This is a genomic window from Neptunomonas japonica DSM 18939 (genome assembly GCF_000422765.1).
Taxonomy (GTDB): domain Bacteria; phylum Pseudomonadota; class Gammaproteobacteria; order Pseudomonadales; family Balneatricaceae; genus Neptunomonas; species Neptunomonas japonica.
Genome location: NZ_AUGR01000009.1, coordinates 119,894 through 134,444 on the forward strand (window position 1 = coordinate 119,894; position 14,551 = coordinate 134,444).

Annotated in this window: 12 protein-coding genes; 3 read left to right on the forward strand and 9 right to left on the reverse strand. The window is 43.0% G+C overall.

From position 1 onward, the window contains the following. Positions 1 to 42 precede the first annotated feature (42 nt). Together G511_RS0107375 and G511_RS0107380 are read left to right on the forward strand one after the other, a co-directional pair. Positions 43 to 1,866, forward strand: coding sequence for a Na/Pi cotransporter family protein (locus tag G511_RS0107375; protein ID WP_028469077.1), 1,824 nt, complete (start codon positions 43 to 45; stop codon positions 1,864 to 1,866). Beyond that, complete coding sequence (locus G511_RS0107380) at positions 1,863 to 2,120, forward strand: hypothetical protein (protein WP_028469078.1); 258 nt, start codon at positions 1,863 to 1,865, stop codon at positions 2,118 to 2,120. Before G511_RS0107375 ends, G511_RS0107380 begins: the two co-directional genes overlap by 4 nt. A gap of 692 nt (positions 2,121 to 2,812) precedes the next feature. Here G511_RS0107380 and G511_RS22080 read toward each other — a convergent pair. From G511_RS22080 to G511_RS0107420, 7 genes are all read right to left on the reverse strand, one after another. Beyond that, positions 2,813 to 3,136, reverse strand: a complete 324-nt coding sequence (locus G511_RS22080) for a S24 family peptidase (RefSeq protein WP_051221683.1) — start codon at positions 3,134 to 3,136, stop codon at positions 2,813 to 2,815. Between the two features lie 4 nt (positions 3,137 to 3,140). Beyond that, entirely contained in the window at positions 3,141 to 3,641 is a 501-nt protein-coding gene (gene sodN, locus G511_RS0107395) for a superoxide dismutase, Ni (protein WP_028469080.1), read from the reverse strand. Next, positions 3,638 to 3,844: a hypothetical protein gene (locus tag G511_RS24930; RefSeq protein ID WP_036551578.1), complete on the reverse strand. Its 207-nt coding sequence runs from the start codon at positions 3,842 to 3,844 to the stop codon at positions 3,638 to 3,640. Before G511_RS24930 ends, sodN begins: the two co-directional genes overlap by 4 nt. A gap of 8 nt (positions 3,845 to 3,852) precedes the next feature. After that, the gene (locus G511_RS22090; RefSeq protein WP_051221685.1) at positions 3,853 to 4,281 is read right to left on the reverse strand and encodes a hypothetical protein; all 429 of its coding nucleotides are present in this window, start codon (positions 4,279 to 4,281) and stop codon (positions 3,853 to 3,855) included. A 681-nt stretch (positions 4,282 to 4,962) separates the two neighbouring features. After that, positions 4,963 to 6,351 carry an efflux transporter outer membrane subunit gene (locus tag G511_RS0107410; protein ID WP_028469081.1) on the reverse strand — a complete coding sequence of 463 codons (1,389 nt, stop codon included), beginning with the start codon at positions 6,349 to 6,351 and terminating at the stop codon, positions 4,963 to 4,965. 3 nt (positions 6,352 to 6,354) lie between these two features. Beyond that, the gene (locus G511_RS0107415; RefSeq protein ID WP_028469082.1) at positions 6,355 to 9,522 is read right to left on the reverse strand and encodes an efflux RND transporter permease subunit; all 3,168 of its coding nucleotides are present in this window, start codon (positions 9,520 to 9,522) and stop codon (positions 6,355 to 6,357) included. 31 nt (positions 9,523 to 9,553) lie between these two features. After that, positions 9,554 to 10,804, reverse strand: coding sequence for an efflux RND transporter periplasmic adaptor subunit (locus G511_RS0107420; protein WP_028469083.1), 1,251 nt, complete (start codon positions 10,802 to 10,804; stop codon positions 9,554 to 9,556). Between the two features lie 344 nt (positions 10,805 to 11,148). Here G511_RS0107420 and G511_RS0107425 point away from each other — a divergent pair, with 344 nt between their 5' ends. Next, positions 11,149 to 11,766, forward strand: a complete 618-nt coding sequence (locus tag G511_RS0107425) for a TetR/AcrR family transcriptional regulator (protein ID WP_028469084.1) — start codon at positions 11,149 to 11,151, stop codon at positions 11,764 to 11,766. 53 nt (positions 11,767 to 11,819) lie between these two features. Here the strand turns inward: G511_RS0107425 and G511_RS0107430 are convergent, their stop codons facing one another. Further along, positions 11,820 to 13,154, reverse strand: coding sequence for a dihydroorotase (locus G511_RS0107430; RefSeq protein ID WP_028469085.1), 1,335 nt, complete (start codon positions 13,152 to 13,154; stop codon positions 11,820 to 11,822). Positions 13,155 to 13,263: 109 nt separating this feature from the next. After that, positions 13,264 to 14,463: a zinc metallochaperone GTPase ZigA gene (gene zigA / locus G511_RS0107435; protein WP_028469086.1), complete on the reverse strand. Its 1,200-nt coding sequence runs from the start codon at positions 14,461 to 14,463 to the stop codon at positions 13,264 to 13,266. Positions 14,464 to 14,551 lie beyond the last annotated feature (88 nt).

The window sequence follows — 14,551 nt, forward strand, 5'->3', positions numbered from 1 at the left end:
ATATGTTGAATGTAATATAGAAAATTTGACTGATAGGTTTGTATGGTTAAAAAAATATTTTTACCTACAATTTTTTTATTATTAACTTACGGGTTTTGGCTTAGCCCTGACTTTAAGGTCATTACTGCGGGCGTGGCCATTTTCCTGTTTGGAATGCTAGCCCTTGAGCAAGGCTTTAATGCATTCGCAGGCGGGGCTCTTGAAAGGAGCCTGCGTAAAAGTACCAACAAAATGTGGAAAAGCCTGACGTTTGGTTTTACCGCGGCAACTGTGATGCAATCCAGTTCATTGGTGTCTGTTATTACTATCTCGTTTCTCAGTGCAGGCCTTATCGGGCTGGTTGAGGGTATGGGTATTATTTTTGGCGCCAATGTTGGTAGTACCACTGGAGCTTGGCTGATTGCAGGCTTTGGCTTGAAGGTGAAAATTTCTGCTTATGCAATGCCAATACTGGTGTTTGGTGTCATTTTTATTTTTCAAAAAGCAAAAATCCTGAAGGGGTTTGGCTACATCCTAGCTGGGTTAGGTTTTCTTTTCCTCGGCATTCACTATATGAAAGAGGGCTTTGAGGCCTTCCAAAATCAAATCAGCCTAACTGATTATGCCATGGAAGGCTTTGTTGGGGTGCTGGTCTTTACGCTGATAGGCATTGTGGCGACTATTATTATGCAGTCTAGCCATGCGACGCTAGTGCTGGTCATTACCGCGCTTTCGGTACAGCAGGTCACTTATGGGAATGCTCTTGCTTTAGTGATTGGTGCCAATGTGGGTACCACTATCACTGCTGTGTTAGGGTCGCTGACATCTAATACTGACGGAAAGCGGCTTGCGTTATCTGATGTGCTCTTCAAAGTTGCAGCTGGTGTTTTTTTCATGCTGGCTATAAATCCTGTTACTGATTTGGTAGACATGGTGTCCACCACAATAGGTATTGCTGAAGATGATTACACACTCAAGCTAGCCGTATTCCACACCATTTTTAATATCACCGGTGTCATTATTATGGTGCCATTTACAGAGAGGTTAGTCTCACTTCTTGAGCGTGTGCTGCCAGTTCAGGCCCCACAAATTGAAAAATCTCGCTATCTCTCTTCTGCATCAGCAGAGATCCCTGCCGCTGCTATAGAAGCGGTTAGAAAAGAGACAGTACGCCTTTATGATTTGTCGGTAGATATCATCATTCAAGGTCTAAGTTTAAATAGAAGTGTGCTTGCTCCAGAAAATGAAATTGAAGATATCATTAATAGCTCGGGTAAAATTATTTTGCAGCAAGATATTGATGATGTATACGAAAGACGCATCAAGTCTATTTATGCAGACATCGTGGCATTTATTAGTCAGTCTCAAAACTCAGTAGGGGCAGCAGGCCACTTGGATAGACTCTTGTTACTGAGAGAAGTTGGTCGCGACCTAGTTGAGACCATTAAAGGTATCAAACATCTGCAAAAAAACCTGAAGCTTTATAGTATTTCGGCGAACTCGGATATTCGCCAAGAATATAACAATATGCGTATTCAAATATGTTGCGTGCTGCAGGAATTAGAAGTTATACGAGCCGGAGACGATGAGTCAGCAACGATTTTATCACTTGATCAGCTTAAAGTAGAAATAAAAGAGGGAGACATTATTAAAACAGGGAGGTTGGATCGACTGATTCGCGAGCACCGTATCAGCGCAGCAATGGCAATCTCTCTTATGAATGATAGTGCTTACTATCAGGATATCTGTCGAAACCTTATTCATATGGGAGGAATTCTATTTACCTCTTCAGATCAAGATGATGAGGTGGCAGAAAATAGTGTTGCTCTTGATGAGGTAGAGATCAAAGAGGTTGTAGATGGGTATGTTGAGGATACAAGTAAATGAATACTAATGATTTGTTAAAAAAAGTGAAGAGCTTTCTCGGTACGGATAGGCGCGAACAAATTACAAAGTATGAGTCACTAAAACGCCTTCTGAAAAAGCTAAAGATAAAACAAAATCTACTTAAAGATAAGGTTAAGAAGGAGAGTAATAAAAAAACTAAAAAAAGGCTTGAAGAAAAGCTAAGAGTTATTAAAGCACAGCGAAAGAAAGGCTTGAAATTACTAAAAGAACTTAAGAGTGAAATACATAAATAGGTTAAAATACGGGTAGGAGTAAGGGCTGGCTGTGTATTCACTCATCATCAGTAAATACTCTTAAGGTTTTTTATCCACCTCAAGGAAGCCAAACCATAGTCCAAGTATTGATGACGTAGGAATAACAACAGAATACAATATATTCAAAGCGTTTTTTATGAAAAATGCAGATCCAGTGCATATAAAAAATCCATAAATAGACACTCCGTATAAAATGCTAAGACATATAATACTGATAACTTTTATATTATTATTTAATCCATAATTTGAAATGCAACTTAAATATGGCTTGATAGAGATAGATAAAAGCAATGAATATATTAATATTGGTAGTGTGGCAGTAAAGTTATTGAAGATGGAGGCTATAACAAAAAAATATGAAAAAAACACTGTCCAGTATATTAACGTTTGCCCACTGTCTAGCCATCTTGTAATAAGAACAGAATCTCCTGAAAGAAGAACTATTATTAAGCTACTGAATACAAATGAAATTGCGCTAATCATAGGCCCAAATATTAAACACGTGAAAAATATCCCTTTGTTTATATTTATGCTGAGCATTTACTGATTCCAATAGCTTCTTGTATTTACTTTTACGACACGCTGTCTTCACGAGCATGATTTATAAAATGATAAAAATTCTATAAACCTTGTAATCATTTTATAGGTAATTACAAGGTCTATTTCTCGTACTATCTGAAATCGATGTGCTGAACAGGTTGCTCTTCTTTATAAGGTATATGCCACAGCAATTTACCTATTATTAGTTGTTTGGGTTGCCTCCCTATCTTTTCGCTGGAAGTACTAGCCGGATTATCACCGGCTAACAACACGGCTCCTGCATTATCGATATCAATAATTCGCTTGATAATGGAGCCATATATGGGGTGGCGTACGATTACCACATCATTGACACGATATCGACTAAAGCGCCAGCTGAAGCTCACAATATAATCGCCGTCCCGAAAAATGGGATCCATACTACGACCACGAACAGAGTGGATACGTACGCCCATTTGGTTACCCCAATTTTGGATAGATTACTGGCATTGATGGGGGGTATGGGCAGTCAGCTGAGAAGGTTGAAATTCCCTTCGTGGCCCAAAAGTTGGCTGAAAATTCATTTACTAGTTTAAGTAATTTTTCACCATGATCACGACTGATATGTTGCTTGCAGCTAGAAGCGGTTAGCATAATGTTGTGCACTAATGCGTTGGTGTCTGGAAATTGCGTAAACTGAGGCTGTTTAAAATAGTCGCCCCAAATAACGCGAATTTCTTCTTTCACCTTGGTTGCGTGACTCTCTTTTTCCTGTACTAAGCGACTTAAAGTGGCTTGTTCTGCTAGTGTTAGTTTATCTTTTTTTTCCAACTCCTGAATTAAATCAATGAAGCGAATAACACTTAATGTTGCTATTTGAGCAACTTGAGGGTCGTATATTTTACATGGAATATCGCAGTGGGCATCTGCAGGAGTAAAATCCATTACTAGATCAAGGGATTTAAATATGGAGTAGATCATTGTTGGTACTCCTTCGCATTTTTTTTACGTTTAACTTTTACTGTCCATATCGTGGCTGTGACAGCAGTTAAAGCTATCACGCAGTAAAACAACATGTGAATTGGCTCGCTACTCCAGTGGTTATGATCATGCCCTACGTGAGCTGATGCACTACTACTGGCAAGTAGTAGGCAGAAAGTGAGTAATATATTGTTATGCTTCATAATTATCCTTAGTTAATGGAGCTGGTTTTTGTAGTAGGTTCAGTGAACCAGGGTTGCGCGGTGGGAATAGGGGGGTTCTCTTGTGAATAATGTACTGCTATAAATTGAAGTAAGGCTGTGTAGCTGCGTCGCAGACCGTTACGAATTGCTGGTTCACGGTCACCGTCGGCATTTTCTTTTAACGCTTGAAGTAAGTATGTGTGAAGGTTTTGTAATTCGTGTTCTGCTTGTTGAAAATGTTGCCTGTGAGAATGCAAATCAGCCATGTTTAGTTGGCTTACAACGATGGCTGCTATAGCTTCTTCAGCATTATTCCAATTATTGAGTAGGTCTCTCGCACATGTTTTAGCTTGTAGGTAGTAGTTAGTTGCTTCGCTATACTGTTGTAGATCGAAGAGCTGATTCCCAGCTAATATGTTCTTTTTCCATTGTTTCATTTTTGGGCTCTCTTGTTTCTCACAACTGATGCCTGTTGACTACTATCTAGACTCTGCAAGTTATTTTTTACCAAACTTTTTATGCCACACTGATAACTGTGTTCTTTGCACTAGAGAATCGAGGACGCCTAAAAAGTAAGTTTTTAAATTGTGAGTGGAGCGTCGTGCTCTTGTATGAGTAGAGCCGGTCCGCTCTATGATTTTCTTGGGGCCGTACAGGAGTATTTTAGGGTTATCCAGACACCTATCATGGCGGACATTTAGTTCTAGATAAGATAAGAGAAATAGCCAAATATTCATTTTAATGCTAACAGTAATGATAATGATAATGATAATGATAATGATTATTATTTATAAATCATAAGTTGGACCTGAGTCAAGGCTTTACAGAAGAATAAACGAAAGATGAAGATATCTAAGGTGTTTTGTATGAATAGTATTGATGCACGATTCTTGAACAGAGATTGTATACTGCAGAGGTGGGCTCATTTCTCCTGACCCACCCAGGTCGATTTAATTTTTGACGAAAACTCAATCCCAGAAAAAGGCGACCAAGCACAATGGTATAAGCTGTTCTCGTGCTTGTTTTTCCAGTAAGTCCAAGCCAGTAAACCAAATGGTGCTTACTGGTGTCTTGGTAGCCCTGTCACTATAAAATGCTAGCTCTATTTGGCATCTGAATTATAGAACATTTACACCTCCGCCAAATGCCTGATAAATACCCACTAAACGAGTAAAGGTTTGTTGTTCTAGTTGCGCTTTTTGATCACGACTGCGTAGCAATTCGCGCTCAGCATCTAATAGATCAAGAAACTCACCACTACCGGCGTTATAACGTTGGCGAGCAATACGAACGGCTTTCTGGCTCGCTTCACGCTGTTGTATTGTCATTATCTCTTGTTGACGGCTTAGATTGTAATTTTTAAGTGATAGCGACATCTCATTAAGAGCAGTAAATACACTTTGTTCAAAATCAGCCAAAGCCATGCGTGAACTGGCTTTAGCTGAATTAATGCGTGCTCTTACCGAGCTTAAATCAGCTGCTTGCCAACTAAGTGTTGGGGCTATCGACCAACTTTGACTAGCACTATTTAACGAAAACCCAGGGCCAGATAAGAAGCCCAGAAAACCGCCAATAGATAAATTAGGATATAAATCTGCTGTAGCGACACCTATTAGAGCAGTACTTGCAGCAAGCGCACGCTCACTACTGGCAACGTCTGCACGATAGCGTAGGTAGTTTTCACCTTGTACAATCGTGACAGGTTTTTGTAATTGCGGGAGTTGTATGAGTTGAGGTGAGTTTTTACTCTCGTCTAAAGCGAGCTGTCCAGGGCTTTGTGCAAGTAACGAGGAAAGTGTCGCGTCGGCTGATTGTAGTTGGCTTTCGTAGGCGGGGATGTTTGCTTTTACTTCGTAAAGTTGAGCATCCATACGTGCTAGTTCAAGCTCTGATGCCATGCCGACCTGTAAACGAGCAAGAACGATGGCTCTGCTCTGTTCGAGGTTATCAAGATTCTCTTGGGCGACCTGTAGACGCAATTGTGCGCCTCGATAGTCACCGTAGCTGACAGCTACCTGGCTTATGATCTGTAGTTGTGCATCGTGCCATAAAATATTCGCTTGCTGTAGATTGGCTTGAGCCGCTTCGCTGGCGCGTTGGATCTTGCCAAACAGATCTATATCCCACGATAGGCTAGCCCCCGTTGTGTAGCCACGGCTAATGACGCCATCATTACTCGAGGCTAAAGTGCTGTTCTCATAAGCTTGATAACCTGAATCCAAGGTGCCCGTTGGCAAGCTGTTATTGTCTGTATCCTTAAAGACTAAATAAGCACGTCCTACATTGGCGCGCGCTTTAGTAATTGTGCTGTTTTCCACTAACGCTTTTTCTATTAGTTGATTGAGTACTGGATCATCAAAGGCTTTCCACCAGTTAATCGCTAGATTCGAGTGCTGATAAGGGCTGCTAAAAGGCACATCTTTAACTTCTAAAGGTGCTTGGTAGTTTGGACCAACAGCACACGCTGTGAGTGTGCCGACAATCAAGGCAAGGACGGCTGTTTTCATGACTTACACTCCTACCTTGTGCTTGGTTTCATCGGCAATAACATTGGTTTTTGGTTCGCGTTTTGCCAGTACGTAATAGAACAGTGGCGTTAAAATTAGACCAAAAATAGTGACACCAATCATGCCAGAGAACACGGCTACGCCCATCGCTTGGCGCATTTCAGAACCAGCACCGCTGGAGAAAACCATAGGCACTACACCCATGATGAAGGCAATAGAGGTCATCAAAATAGGGCGTAAACGTAGTCGTCCTGCTTCTAAAATGGCATCAAGTCGATTCATGCCGTGATCTTGCAGCTCTCGCGCAAACTCAACAATCAGTATCGCGTTCTTGGTTGCTAAGCCCACCAACACCACTAGGCCTATTTGTGTGAAGATATTATTATCTCCGCCGTAAATAAGTACTCCTGTTAGCGCTGATAACAGCGTCATTGGAATGATGAGGATGATAGCCATTGGTAAACTCAAGCTTTCGTACTGCGCGGCCAATACCATGAACACCAATAATATGACTAATGGGTAAATAAACATGCCGGCGTTACCTGCCAAAATTTGCTGATAGGTTAACTCCGTCCACTCATAGGTCATGCCGTTAGGCAAAGTTTCTGCAAGAATTTTTTCTATAGCCGCTTGTGCTTCGCCGCTACTAAAACCAGGTGCTGGGCCACCATTTAGCTCTGCAGTAGTAAAGCCGTTGTAATGCATAACACGGTCAGGGCCTGCGGTATTACTTACGTTAATAAATGAGCCTAGAGGAATCATTTCACCGTTTTGGTTACGGACTTTTAATTGATTTATTTGCTTAGGTGTTTGCCTGAATTGTTCATCGGCTTGTACGTTAACCTGATAGGTGCGCCCAAACTGATTGAAGTCATTAACATAAGCCGAACCCATGTAGGCTTGCAGTGTGTCAAATAGCTCATTTAATGACACGGATTGCTGCTTAGCCTTAGTCCGGTCTATATCCAGATCCAGCTGGGGAACATTTACCTGATAGCTTGAGAAAACACCAGCCAACTCTGGTGTAGCCCATGCTTTTTGCATGACTTGCATTGTGACCTTATAGAGTTCGTCATAACCGTAGTTTGCTCGGTCTTGTATTTGCAGACGAAATCCCCCAATGGTGCCTAAACCCATGACCGGTGGAGGCGGGAAAATGGCAATAAATGCATCCTCGATTCCAGCAAACTTTTGGTTGAGTGCACCGGCTATCGCTTTAGCTGAAAGTGAAGGATCTGTACGCTGATCAAAGTCCGTTAATGGCGTGAATACAACACCGCTATTTGGACTGTTGGTAAAGCCATTGATGTTAAGGCCAGGAAACGCGACGGAGTGAGAAACACCGGGTTGCTCAAGAGCAATACGTGACATCTCTTTAATGACAGCCTCGGTACGCTCCAATGATGCTGCATCAGGTAACTGTGCAAAAGCAATCAGGTATTGCTTATCTTGACCTGGCACATAACCCGTTGGTGTCGTGTTAAACTGGTAACCGGTTAGACCAATTAAACCAATATAGAGTATGCCCATCACTGCACCAAAATGGATTACTTTTTTAACCAGCCAGCCGTAACCATGAGATAACTTTGCAAAAAATAGGTTAAATGGTTTAAACAACCAGCCACCTAGCAAGGTGTCCATGCTCCGTGTTAACCAATCCTTTTTTTCGTGGCGGCCTTTTAGTAGTAAAGCAGACAAAGCAGGGCTGAGTGTTAGCGAATTGATTGCAGAAATAAAGGTAGAGATAGTAATAGTGAGGGCAAACTGTTTATAGAACTGGCCCGTTAAGCCCGACATAAAGGCCGTAGGGATAAAGACTGCGGCTAACACTAAGGTGGTTGCTACGATAGGGCCTGTTACTTCCTTCATGGCTTTTTGTGTTGCGGCGATAGGCGATAAGCCGTCTTCGATATTTCGCTCAACGTTTTCAACGACAACAATAGCATCGTCCACGACGATACCGATCGCTAACACTAACCCGAACAAAGAGAGCGCGTTTAATGAAAAACCTAAAAAATGCATAAACGCAAAGGTACCAACTAAGGAGACAGGCACTGCTACCAATGGAATGATAGAGGCGCGCCATGTTTGCAAGAAGAGTACCACAACAATAACCACCAATAAGATGGCTTCGAGTAAGGTTTTAACCACCGCTTCAATAGAGCCCCGTACAAACACGGTGGGATCGTAGACAATGTCATAGTTCAAACCTTCCGGAAAGGTTTGTGAGAGCTCTGCCATTTTTGAGCGAACATCATCAGAGATCTGAATAGCATTTGAGCCCGAAGCTTGGAAGACCGGAATAGCAACGGCGTCTTGGTTATCTAATAAAGAACGAAGGGCGTAAGCAGAAGAACCCAGCTCTACTCGTGCAACATCTTTTAAACGTGTGATCTCTCCCTGAGCACCCACATTCACAATGATATCTTCAAATTCTTCTACTTTTGAAAGACGTCCTTTAACATTAATCAGGAGTTGAAAGTCTGCTTTACCACTCGGTTGAGCACCTAAGCTTCCGGCAGCAGCTTGCTGATTCTGTTCGCGAATAGCGGCAATAACGTCTGAAGGAGATAAGCTAAGAGCTGCGATTTTATTGGGGTCAAGCCAAACACGCATGCTGTATTCACCCGCACCAAACAAACGTACAGCACCCACACCTTCAATGCGCGCTAGCTCATCTTTAACGTTGAGTGCTGCGTAGTTAGAAAGATAGAGCATGTCGTATCTGTCATCAGGCGATGTTAAATGCACCACCATAGTGAGACTAGGAGAAGATTTTTCTGTGACTACGCCAAGGCGCTGTACCTCTTGTGGTAAACGCGGTTTCGCACGCTCTACACGGCTTTGCACTTGGGTTTGTGCCAAGTCAATATCGGTACCAATCGCAAACGTGATGGTCAGTGTCATGCGTCCATCTGACGTGGCCTGAGACGACATATACAACATGTCTTCTACACCGTTGATCTCTTGTTCAAGCGGTGAGGCGACCGTTTCAGCAATAACTTTTGGGTTGGCGCCTGGATAGTTAGCCGTGACGACAACCGTAGGCGGTACAACATCGGGATATTCGGTAATGGGTAATTGCCATACAGCTATTGCCCCGCCAATAAAAAATAACAAAGAAAGCACGGCCGCAAATATCGGTCGCTTGATAAAAAATTGGGATAACATAGTGGCTCCTTACTGAACCTAGAGCGTTGGCTTAACCGCGGTTTTCTGTTGGTTCTACAGCGCTGCCAAGTGCTGCACTGGCTCGATCTAAGGTTTGTTGCTCTGAGAGCAGTGCTGCTAACTCTTCATCGCTCGCCATGGAAACAGAGTTCGGGTTGACCTGCATAGCGGGGCGAACACGCTGTAAACCATTAACAACAATGACATCTTCAGGTGACAACCCTTGAGTCACAATGCGAAGGCCGTTGATCGTTTCGCCAAGGGTAACAGGGCGGTATTCCAGTGTGTTCTCGGCATTTACAACTAAAACAAATTTGTTGTTAAGGTCTGTACCGATGGCTTTATTATCGATAAGAATGCCTTTATAGGTATCGCTCCCGATGAGCTTAAGGCGTGTAAATAAACCTGGAATTAAGTTGTTATCTTGGTTTGCAAAGCGGGCACGAACGCGAATGGTGCCGGTTTGTTGGTTCATACGGTTATCAACAAAATCGATATGACCGATGTGGGAATAGCCAGTATCGTTAGCAAGTCCCATATACACAGGATTGTTGGTATTAGTATCACGTGTATCAACACGTTTACCGGCATGAGCTAGCTTGTTGTATTTAAGGTAAGTTTGCTCATCCAGATTAAAGTAGGCGTACATGGTATCAGTCGACACCAAGCTGGTTAGCTCACTTTGGCCCGCATTAACAAAATTCCCTTCAGTCACCAGTGCATAGGATGCACGTCCATCAATCGGGGCGGTAACCTTAGTATATGCGACGTCTAATTGCGCTCTTGTTAATGCTGCTTGAACAGAAGCCACTTGTGCGGCTGTTTGTCGTTGCTGAGCGAGTCGGTTATCGACAGCCTCGTTAGAAATTGCGCGCTGTTTACCCAGTTTCTTTGCTCGGTCGTAATCATGACTTGCCAGTTGTGCCGCTGCTTTAGCCTTACTCAACTCTGCTTTTAAGCGTTTTACCTCAGTATTAAACGGTTGTGAATCGATAAGAAAAAGCACATCCCCTTTTTTTACCAACGCACCTTCTTGAAACATAACTCTTTTGATATAGCCAGAGACTCGTGGGACAAGGCTCACTGTTTGTGGCGCTTCTAAACGACCTGTGAACTCATCCCACTCGGTAATGTGTTCATGAATGACTTGTGCAACGGAGACTACGGGTGGGGGAGGTGCGCTAGCACTAGGGGCGTTTGTTTCTTTACCACCACACGCAGTTAACACCATGGCAGCAATGCCTCCAAGCGTAAGGTTCCTGATCATTTTTGTTGTGCTCATAGTGCTACTATCCTGAGTCATGTGATTTTTAGTAAAACCGTTTTGCCGCGGGTGTCTGAGTACAGCGGTTGCAGAAAAGTTATATTTTCTTGACGCTTGCACTAGTTTTGTACCGACCGGTAAGAATATAATTTGCATATGCTATGTACAATCTATTTTGTACTGATCGGTATTTTATTTTTCGAACACAGTATCTTAAGATTGCAACAATGCTTTTAATCAGGGGTATATGGCTATGTAATTTAGCCTGCCTGTACGTATATACCTGTAGTTTGTATGGCTATGCGTTACACTTAGACTACAAAAGATTAGCAATACAAATAAATGTCATTAGGGGAATAGTCATGTCGGAATCACGTTGTACAGCTTCGGTCGGCAGGCCGCGTGCTTTTGATCCAGAAATTGCACTGGAGAAAGCCTTGGACGTCTTTTGGCGTAAGGGTTATGACGGCGCTTCGCTAGCAGATTTGACGGAAGCAATGGGCATTAATAAACCAAGCTTATATTCTACTTTTGGTAATAAAGATCAGTTATTTTTAAAAGCCATCGAAGTATATGAAAAGAGGCCTTGTGCTTTTTTTGGGCCAGCACTTGATGAGCCGACAGCCCACCAAGTGGTTAAAAAAATGCTGTATGGTGCTGCCACAAATTTTGCAGATAAAAGTCACCCGCAAGGCTGCGTTATTATACAAGGTGCTTTATCGTGCAGCGAAACAGCCAGTGCCGTAAAAGAGGCCCTCATTGCTCGCCGACAAGAAGGGGAGCAAAAGGTACGTGACCGCTTATTACGCGCCCAAGCCGAAGGCGATATCCCGGCTACCACTAATGTAGTGACGTTGGCACGTTATCTTGGAACCGTTATTCAAGGTATGGCGATCCAAGCTAATAATGGTGCAACTTCTGAAGAGTTAACGGAAGTGGCTGAGCTAGCCCTTTCTGCCATGCCATCTATCAACCAATAGCACCTAGTGTTTGCACTTATATTGAGCCTAAAAAAGCATGACAACTCTGTTGATTAACGATCAAACACAAGAGGCATGGCTAACGGTTTATCTATGGCAGTGTTATCGCTGCAAAAGATCTGTCGGCCATTTACCCAAGTAGATTTAATTTTTGAAGAAAACTCAATCCCAGAAAAAGGTGACCAAGCGCAGTGGTATAAACTGTTTTCGTGCGTAACCGCGGTGAATGATTGGCTGTCTATAAGGACCAAATCTGCGTAGTAACCTTCACGCACAAACCCTCGTTTAGCGATAGCGTATCGAAGTGCTGGATTGTGTGCGGTTTTCTCGACGACCTGGGTTAAACTGAGGCGACCATGCTTTACATGCTCCAATAAACTTAATAGTGCGTGCTGCACAAGTGGCAGTCCAGCGGGGGCCTGTTCATAACCAACTCTCTTTTCTGCCAAGGTATGCGGCGCATGATCTGTCGCAACAATGTCAATTTGATTGGTGTGTAGCGCATGAATTAATGCATCACGATCATTCGCGCTTTTTATCGATGGGTTGCACTTAATTAGATTCCCCAAAGATGCGTAGTCACGATCACTAAACCATAAATGGTGAACACAGGCTTCGGCAGTAATATGCTTATTCTTAATGGGGCCAGGTTCAAACAAACTAAGTTCTTTTTCTGTAGTGATATGCAATACGTGCAATTGGCTTTGGTATTTTTTAGCCAAGTCCACAGCGTATGAAGAGGATGCATAGCAAGCATTTACGTCACGAAGCTTAGGGTGGTCCTCAATGGTCAGCACGGCTTTTGAGCGAAGGAGTGCTTCTCTATTTTTACGAATGACAGGGCTACTCTCGCAATGAGTAACGATCAGTACTGGTGATTCACGAAAAATAGCATCAAGAGCCTGAGGCGCTTCAACCAATAAATCCCCGGTTGATGCTCCCATAAATACCTTTACACCGCAGTGAATTTTAGGATCAAGGCTTTTTATTTGCTCAATATTATCTTCAGTTGCTCCTAAGTAAAACGCATAGTTAGCATAAGATTTTTCAGCAGCAATGGCATATTTTTGTTCGAGTGCTTCAATGTTTGTCGTGGCCGGATTAACGTTAGGCATTTCCATATAACTGGTAATACCACCAGCCACAGCTGCGCGAGACTCACTAGCAATAGTGCCTTTATTGGTTAAACCCGGTTCTCGAAAATGCACTTGGTCATCAATCATGCCGGGAAGTAGATAGCAACCGTTGGCTTCAATGATACGGTCGGTTTGTCGCGCAGGTATATCGGTGGCTATCTTTTCAATTTTATCACCCACTATAAGTAAGTCAGTTTCTGTGATCTGTCCTTCGTTCACGACGAGGGCATGTTTTATAAGTGTTGCTGACATGGTTATGCATAATCTCCGGCTGCCAAACGTGTTGCTTATTGAGTGCTATGTGTAAATATATGGTTTTCACTCATTCAATGAAGAAACCACTATGGTGGTGGAATAATATTTATGCGCTTTCGTTCCACTCTGGAAAAGGGTCCTTCAGTGTTGTCCAATACTCTTTTCCTTTGAGTACATCATTCTCTGACAATAGACAGTCGTTAAGGGCATTGATCATGGCTTGCTGGTCAAGCTCTTGGCCAATGAATACTAGTTCTTGGCGCATGTCGCCAAAAGGTTCCTCCCATTGCTTAAATATTGCGGCTAGAGACTCTTCATCTGTGGGCCAGCTTTCTTTTGGAACGGACTTCCAAAACATCCCTGCAAAGCCATAGCGTGCGATTCCCCCAGCCTGGCTCCACTGCCCGGCAAACTCAGGTCGAGAGGCCAGCCAAAAGTAGCCTTTTGATCGAATTAATTTACCGAACTTCTGAGTGTCATGAAGAAACTGATAGAACTTCTCTGGGTGAAACGGGCGGTGTGCGGCATAGCTGAAACTGCTAATGCCGTATTCCTCAGTTTCAGGCACATGCTCCCCGCGCATCTCTTTAAGCCAGCCCGGTGCTTGCTGAGCGCGCTCAAAGTCGAACAACCCTGTGTTGAGTACCTCTTCGATAGCCACCTGGCCATGAGCTATAGGGACTATTCTCGCGTGAGTATTGAGGGTCTTGAGAATAGCTTTTAGCCTCTCGACTTCAGGCTCCTTTACCAAATCGGTTTTACTGATGAGAAGTACATCAGAAAACTCGATTTGATCAACCAATAAGTCGGCGACGCTACGCTCATCTTCTTCACCTAGAGATTCACCAGACTCTTGCAAATATTTTGCTTCGTCATAATCTTTAAGAAAATTTACAGCGTCGACCACAGTGACCATAGTATCCAGCATTGCCACATCTGACAGCGATACACCGTTTTCGTCGGCAAACGTAAAGGTTTCTGCAACCGGTAACGGTTCGGAAATACCTGTCGACTCAATCACTAGATAATCGAACTTTCCGTCCTGTGCTAACTTGTTGACCTCTAATAACAGGTCTTCTCGTAAGGTGCAGCAAATGCACCCATTACTCATTTCAATTAATTTCTCTTCCTTATGGCTCAGCGATACCTCGCTTTGAATCATGGCTGCGTCGATATTGATCTCACTCATATCATTGACAATAACCGCCACTTTCTTACCTTGACGATTATTGAGAATATGGCTGAGCACTGTTGTCTTACCTGCGCCAAGAAATCCTGAAAGCACTGTTACAGGTAGTTGGGTCATGAGAAGGGGCTCCATTAAATTTCAATTCTATTATGTTATAACATAACATAACATTAATGAGCGTAAAGTCTGGATTTCTCATGAGTCA

Excerpts from the sequence above, each read along its gene's own strand:
- zigA (WP_028469086.1), bottom strand. The coding sequence starts at position 14,463 with ATGACCCAACTACCTGTAACAGTGCTTTCAGGATTTCTTGGCGCAGGT.
- G511_RS0107375 (WP_028469077.1), top strand. The coding sequence starts at position 43 with ATGGTTAAAAAAATATTTTTACCTACAATTTTTTTATTATTAACTTAC.
- G511_RS0107425 (WP_028469084.1), top strand. The coding sequence starts at position 11,149 with ATGTCGGAATCACGTTGTACAGCTTCGGTCGGCAGGCCGCGTGCTTTT.
- G511_RS0107380 (WP_028469078.1), top strand. The coding sequence starts at position 1,863 with ATGAATACTAATGATTTGTTAAAAAAAGTGAAGAGCTTTCTCGGTACG.
- sodN (WP_028469080.1), bottom strand. The coding sequence starts at position 3,641 with ATGATCTACTCCATATTTAAATCCCTTGATCTAGTAATGGATTTTACT.
- G511_RS0107420 (WP_028469083.1), bottom strand. The coding sequence starts at position 10,804 with ATGAGCACAACAAAAATGATCAGGAACCTTACGCTTGGAGGCATTGCT.
- G511_RS24930 (WP_036551578.1), bottom strand. The coding sequence starts at position 3,844 with ATGAAGCATAACAATATATTACTCACTTTCTGCCTACTACTTGCCAGT.
- G511_RS0107430 (WP_028469085.1), bottom strand. The coding sequence starts at position 13,154 with ATGTCAGCAACACTTATAAAACATGCCCTCGTCGTGAACGAAGGACAG.
- G511_RS0107410 (WP_028469081.1), bottom strand. The coding sequence starts at position 6,351 with ATGAAAACAGCCGTCCTTGCCTTGATTGTCGGCACACTCACAGCGTGT.
- G511_RS0107415 (WP_028469082.1), bottom strand. The coding sequence starts at position 9,522 with ATGTTATCCCAATTTTTTATCAAGCGACCGATATTTGCGGCCGTGCTT.
- G511_RS22090 (WP_051221685.1), bottom strand. The coding sequence starts at position 4,281 with ATGAAACAATGGAAAAAGAACATATTAGCTGGGAATCAGCTCTTCGAT.
- G511_RS22080 (WP_051221683.1), bottom strand. The coding sequence starts at position 3,136 with ATGGGCGTACGTATCCACTCTGTTCGTGGTCGTAGTATGGATCCCATT.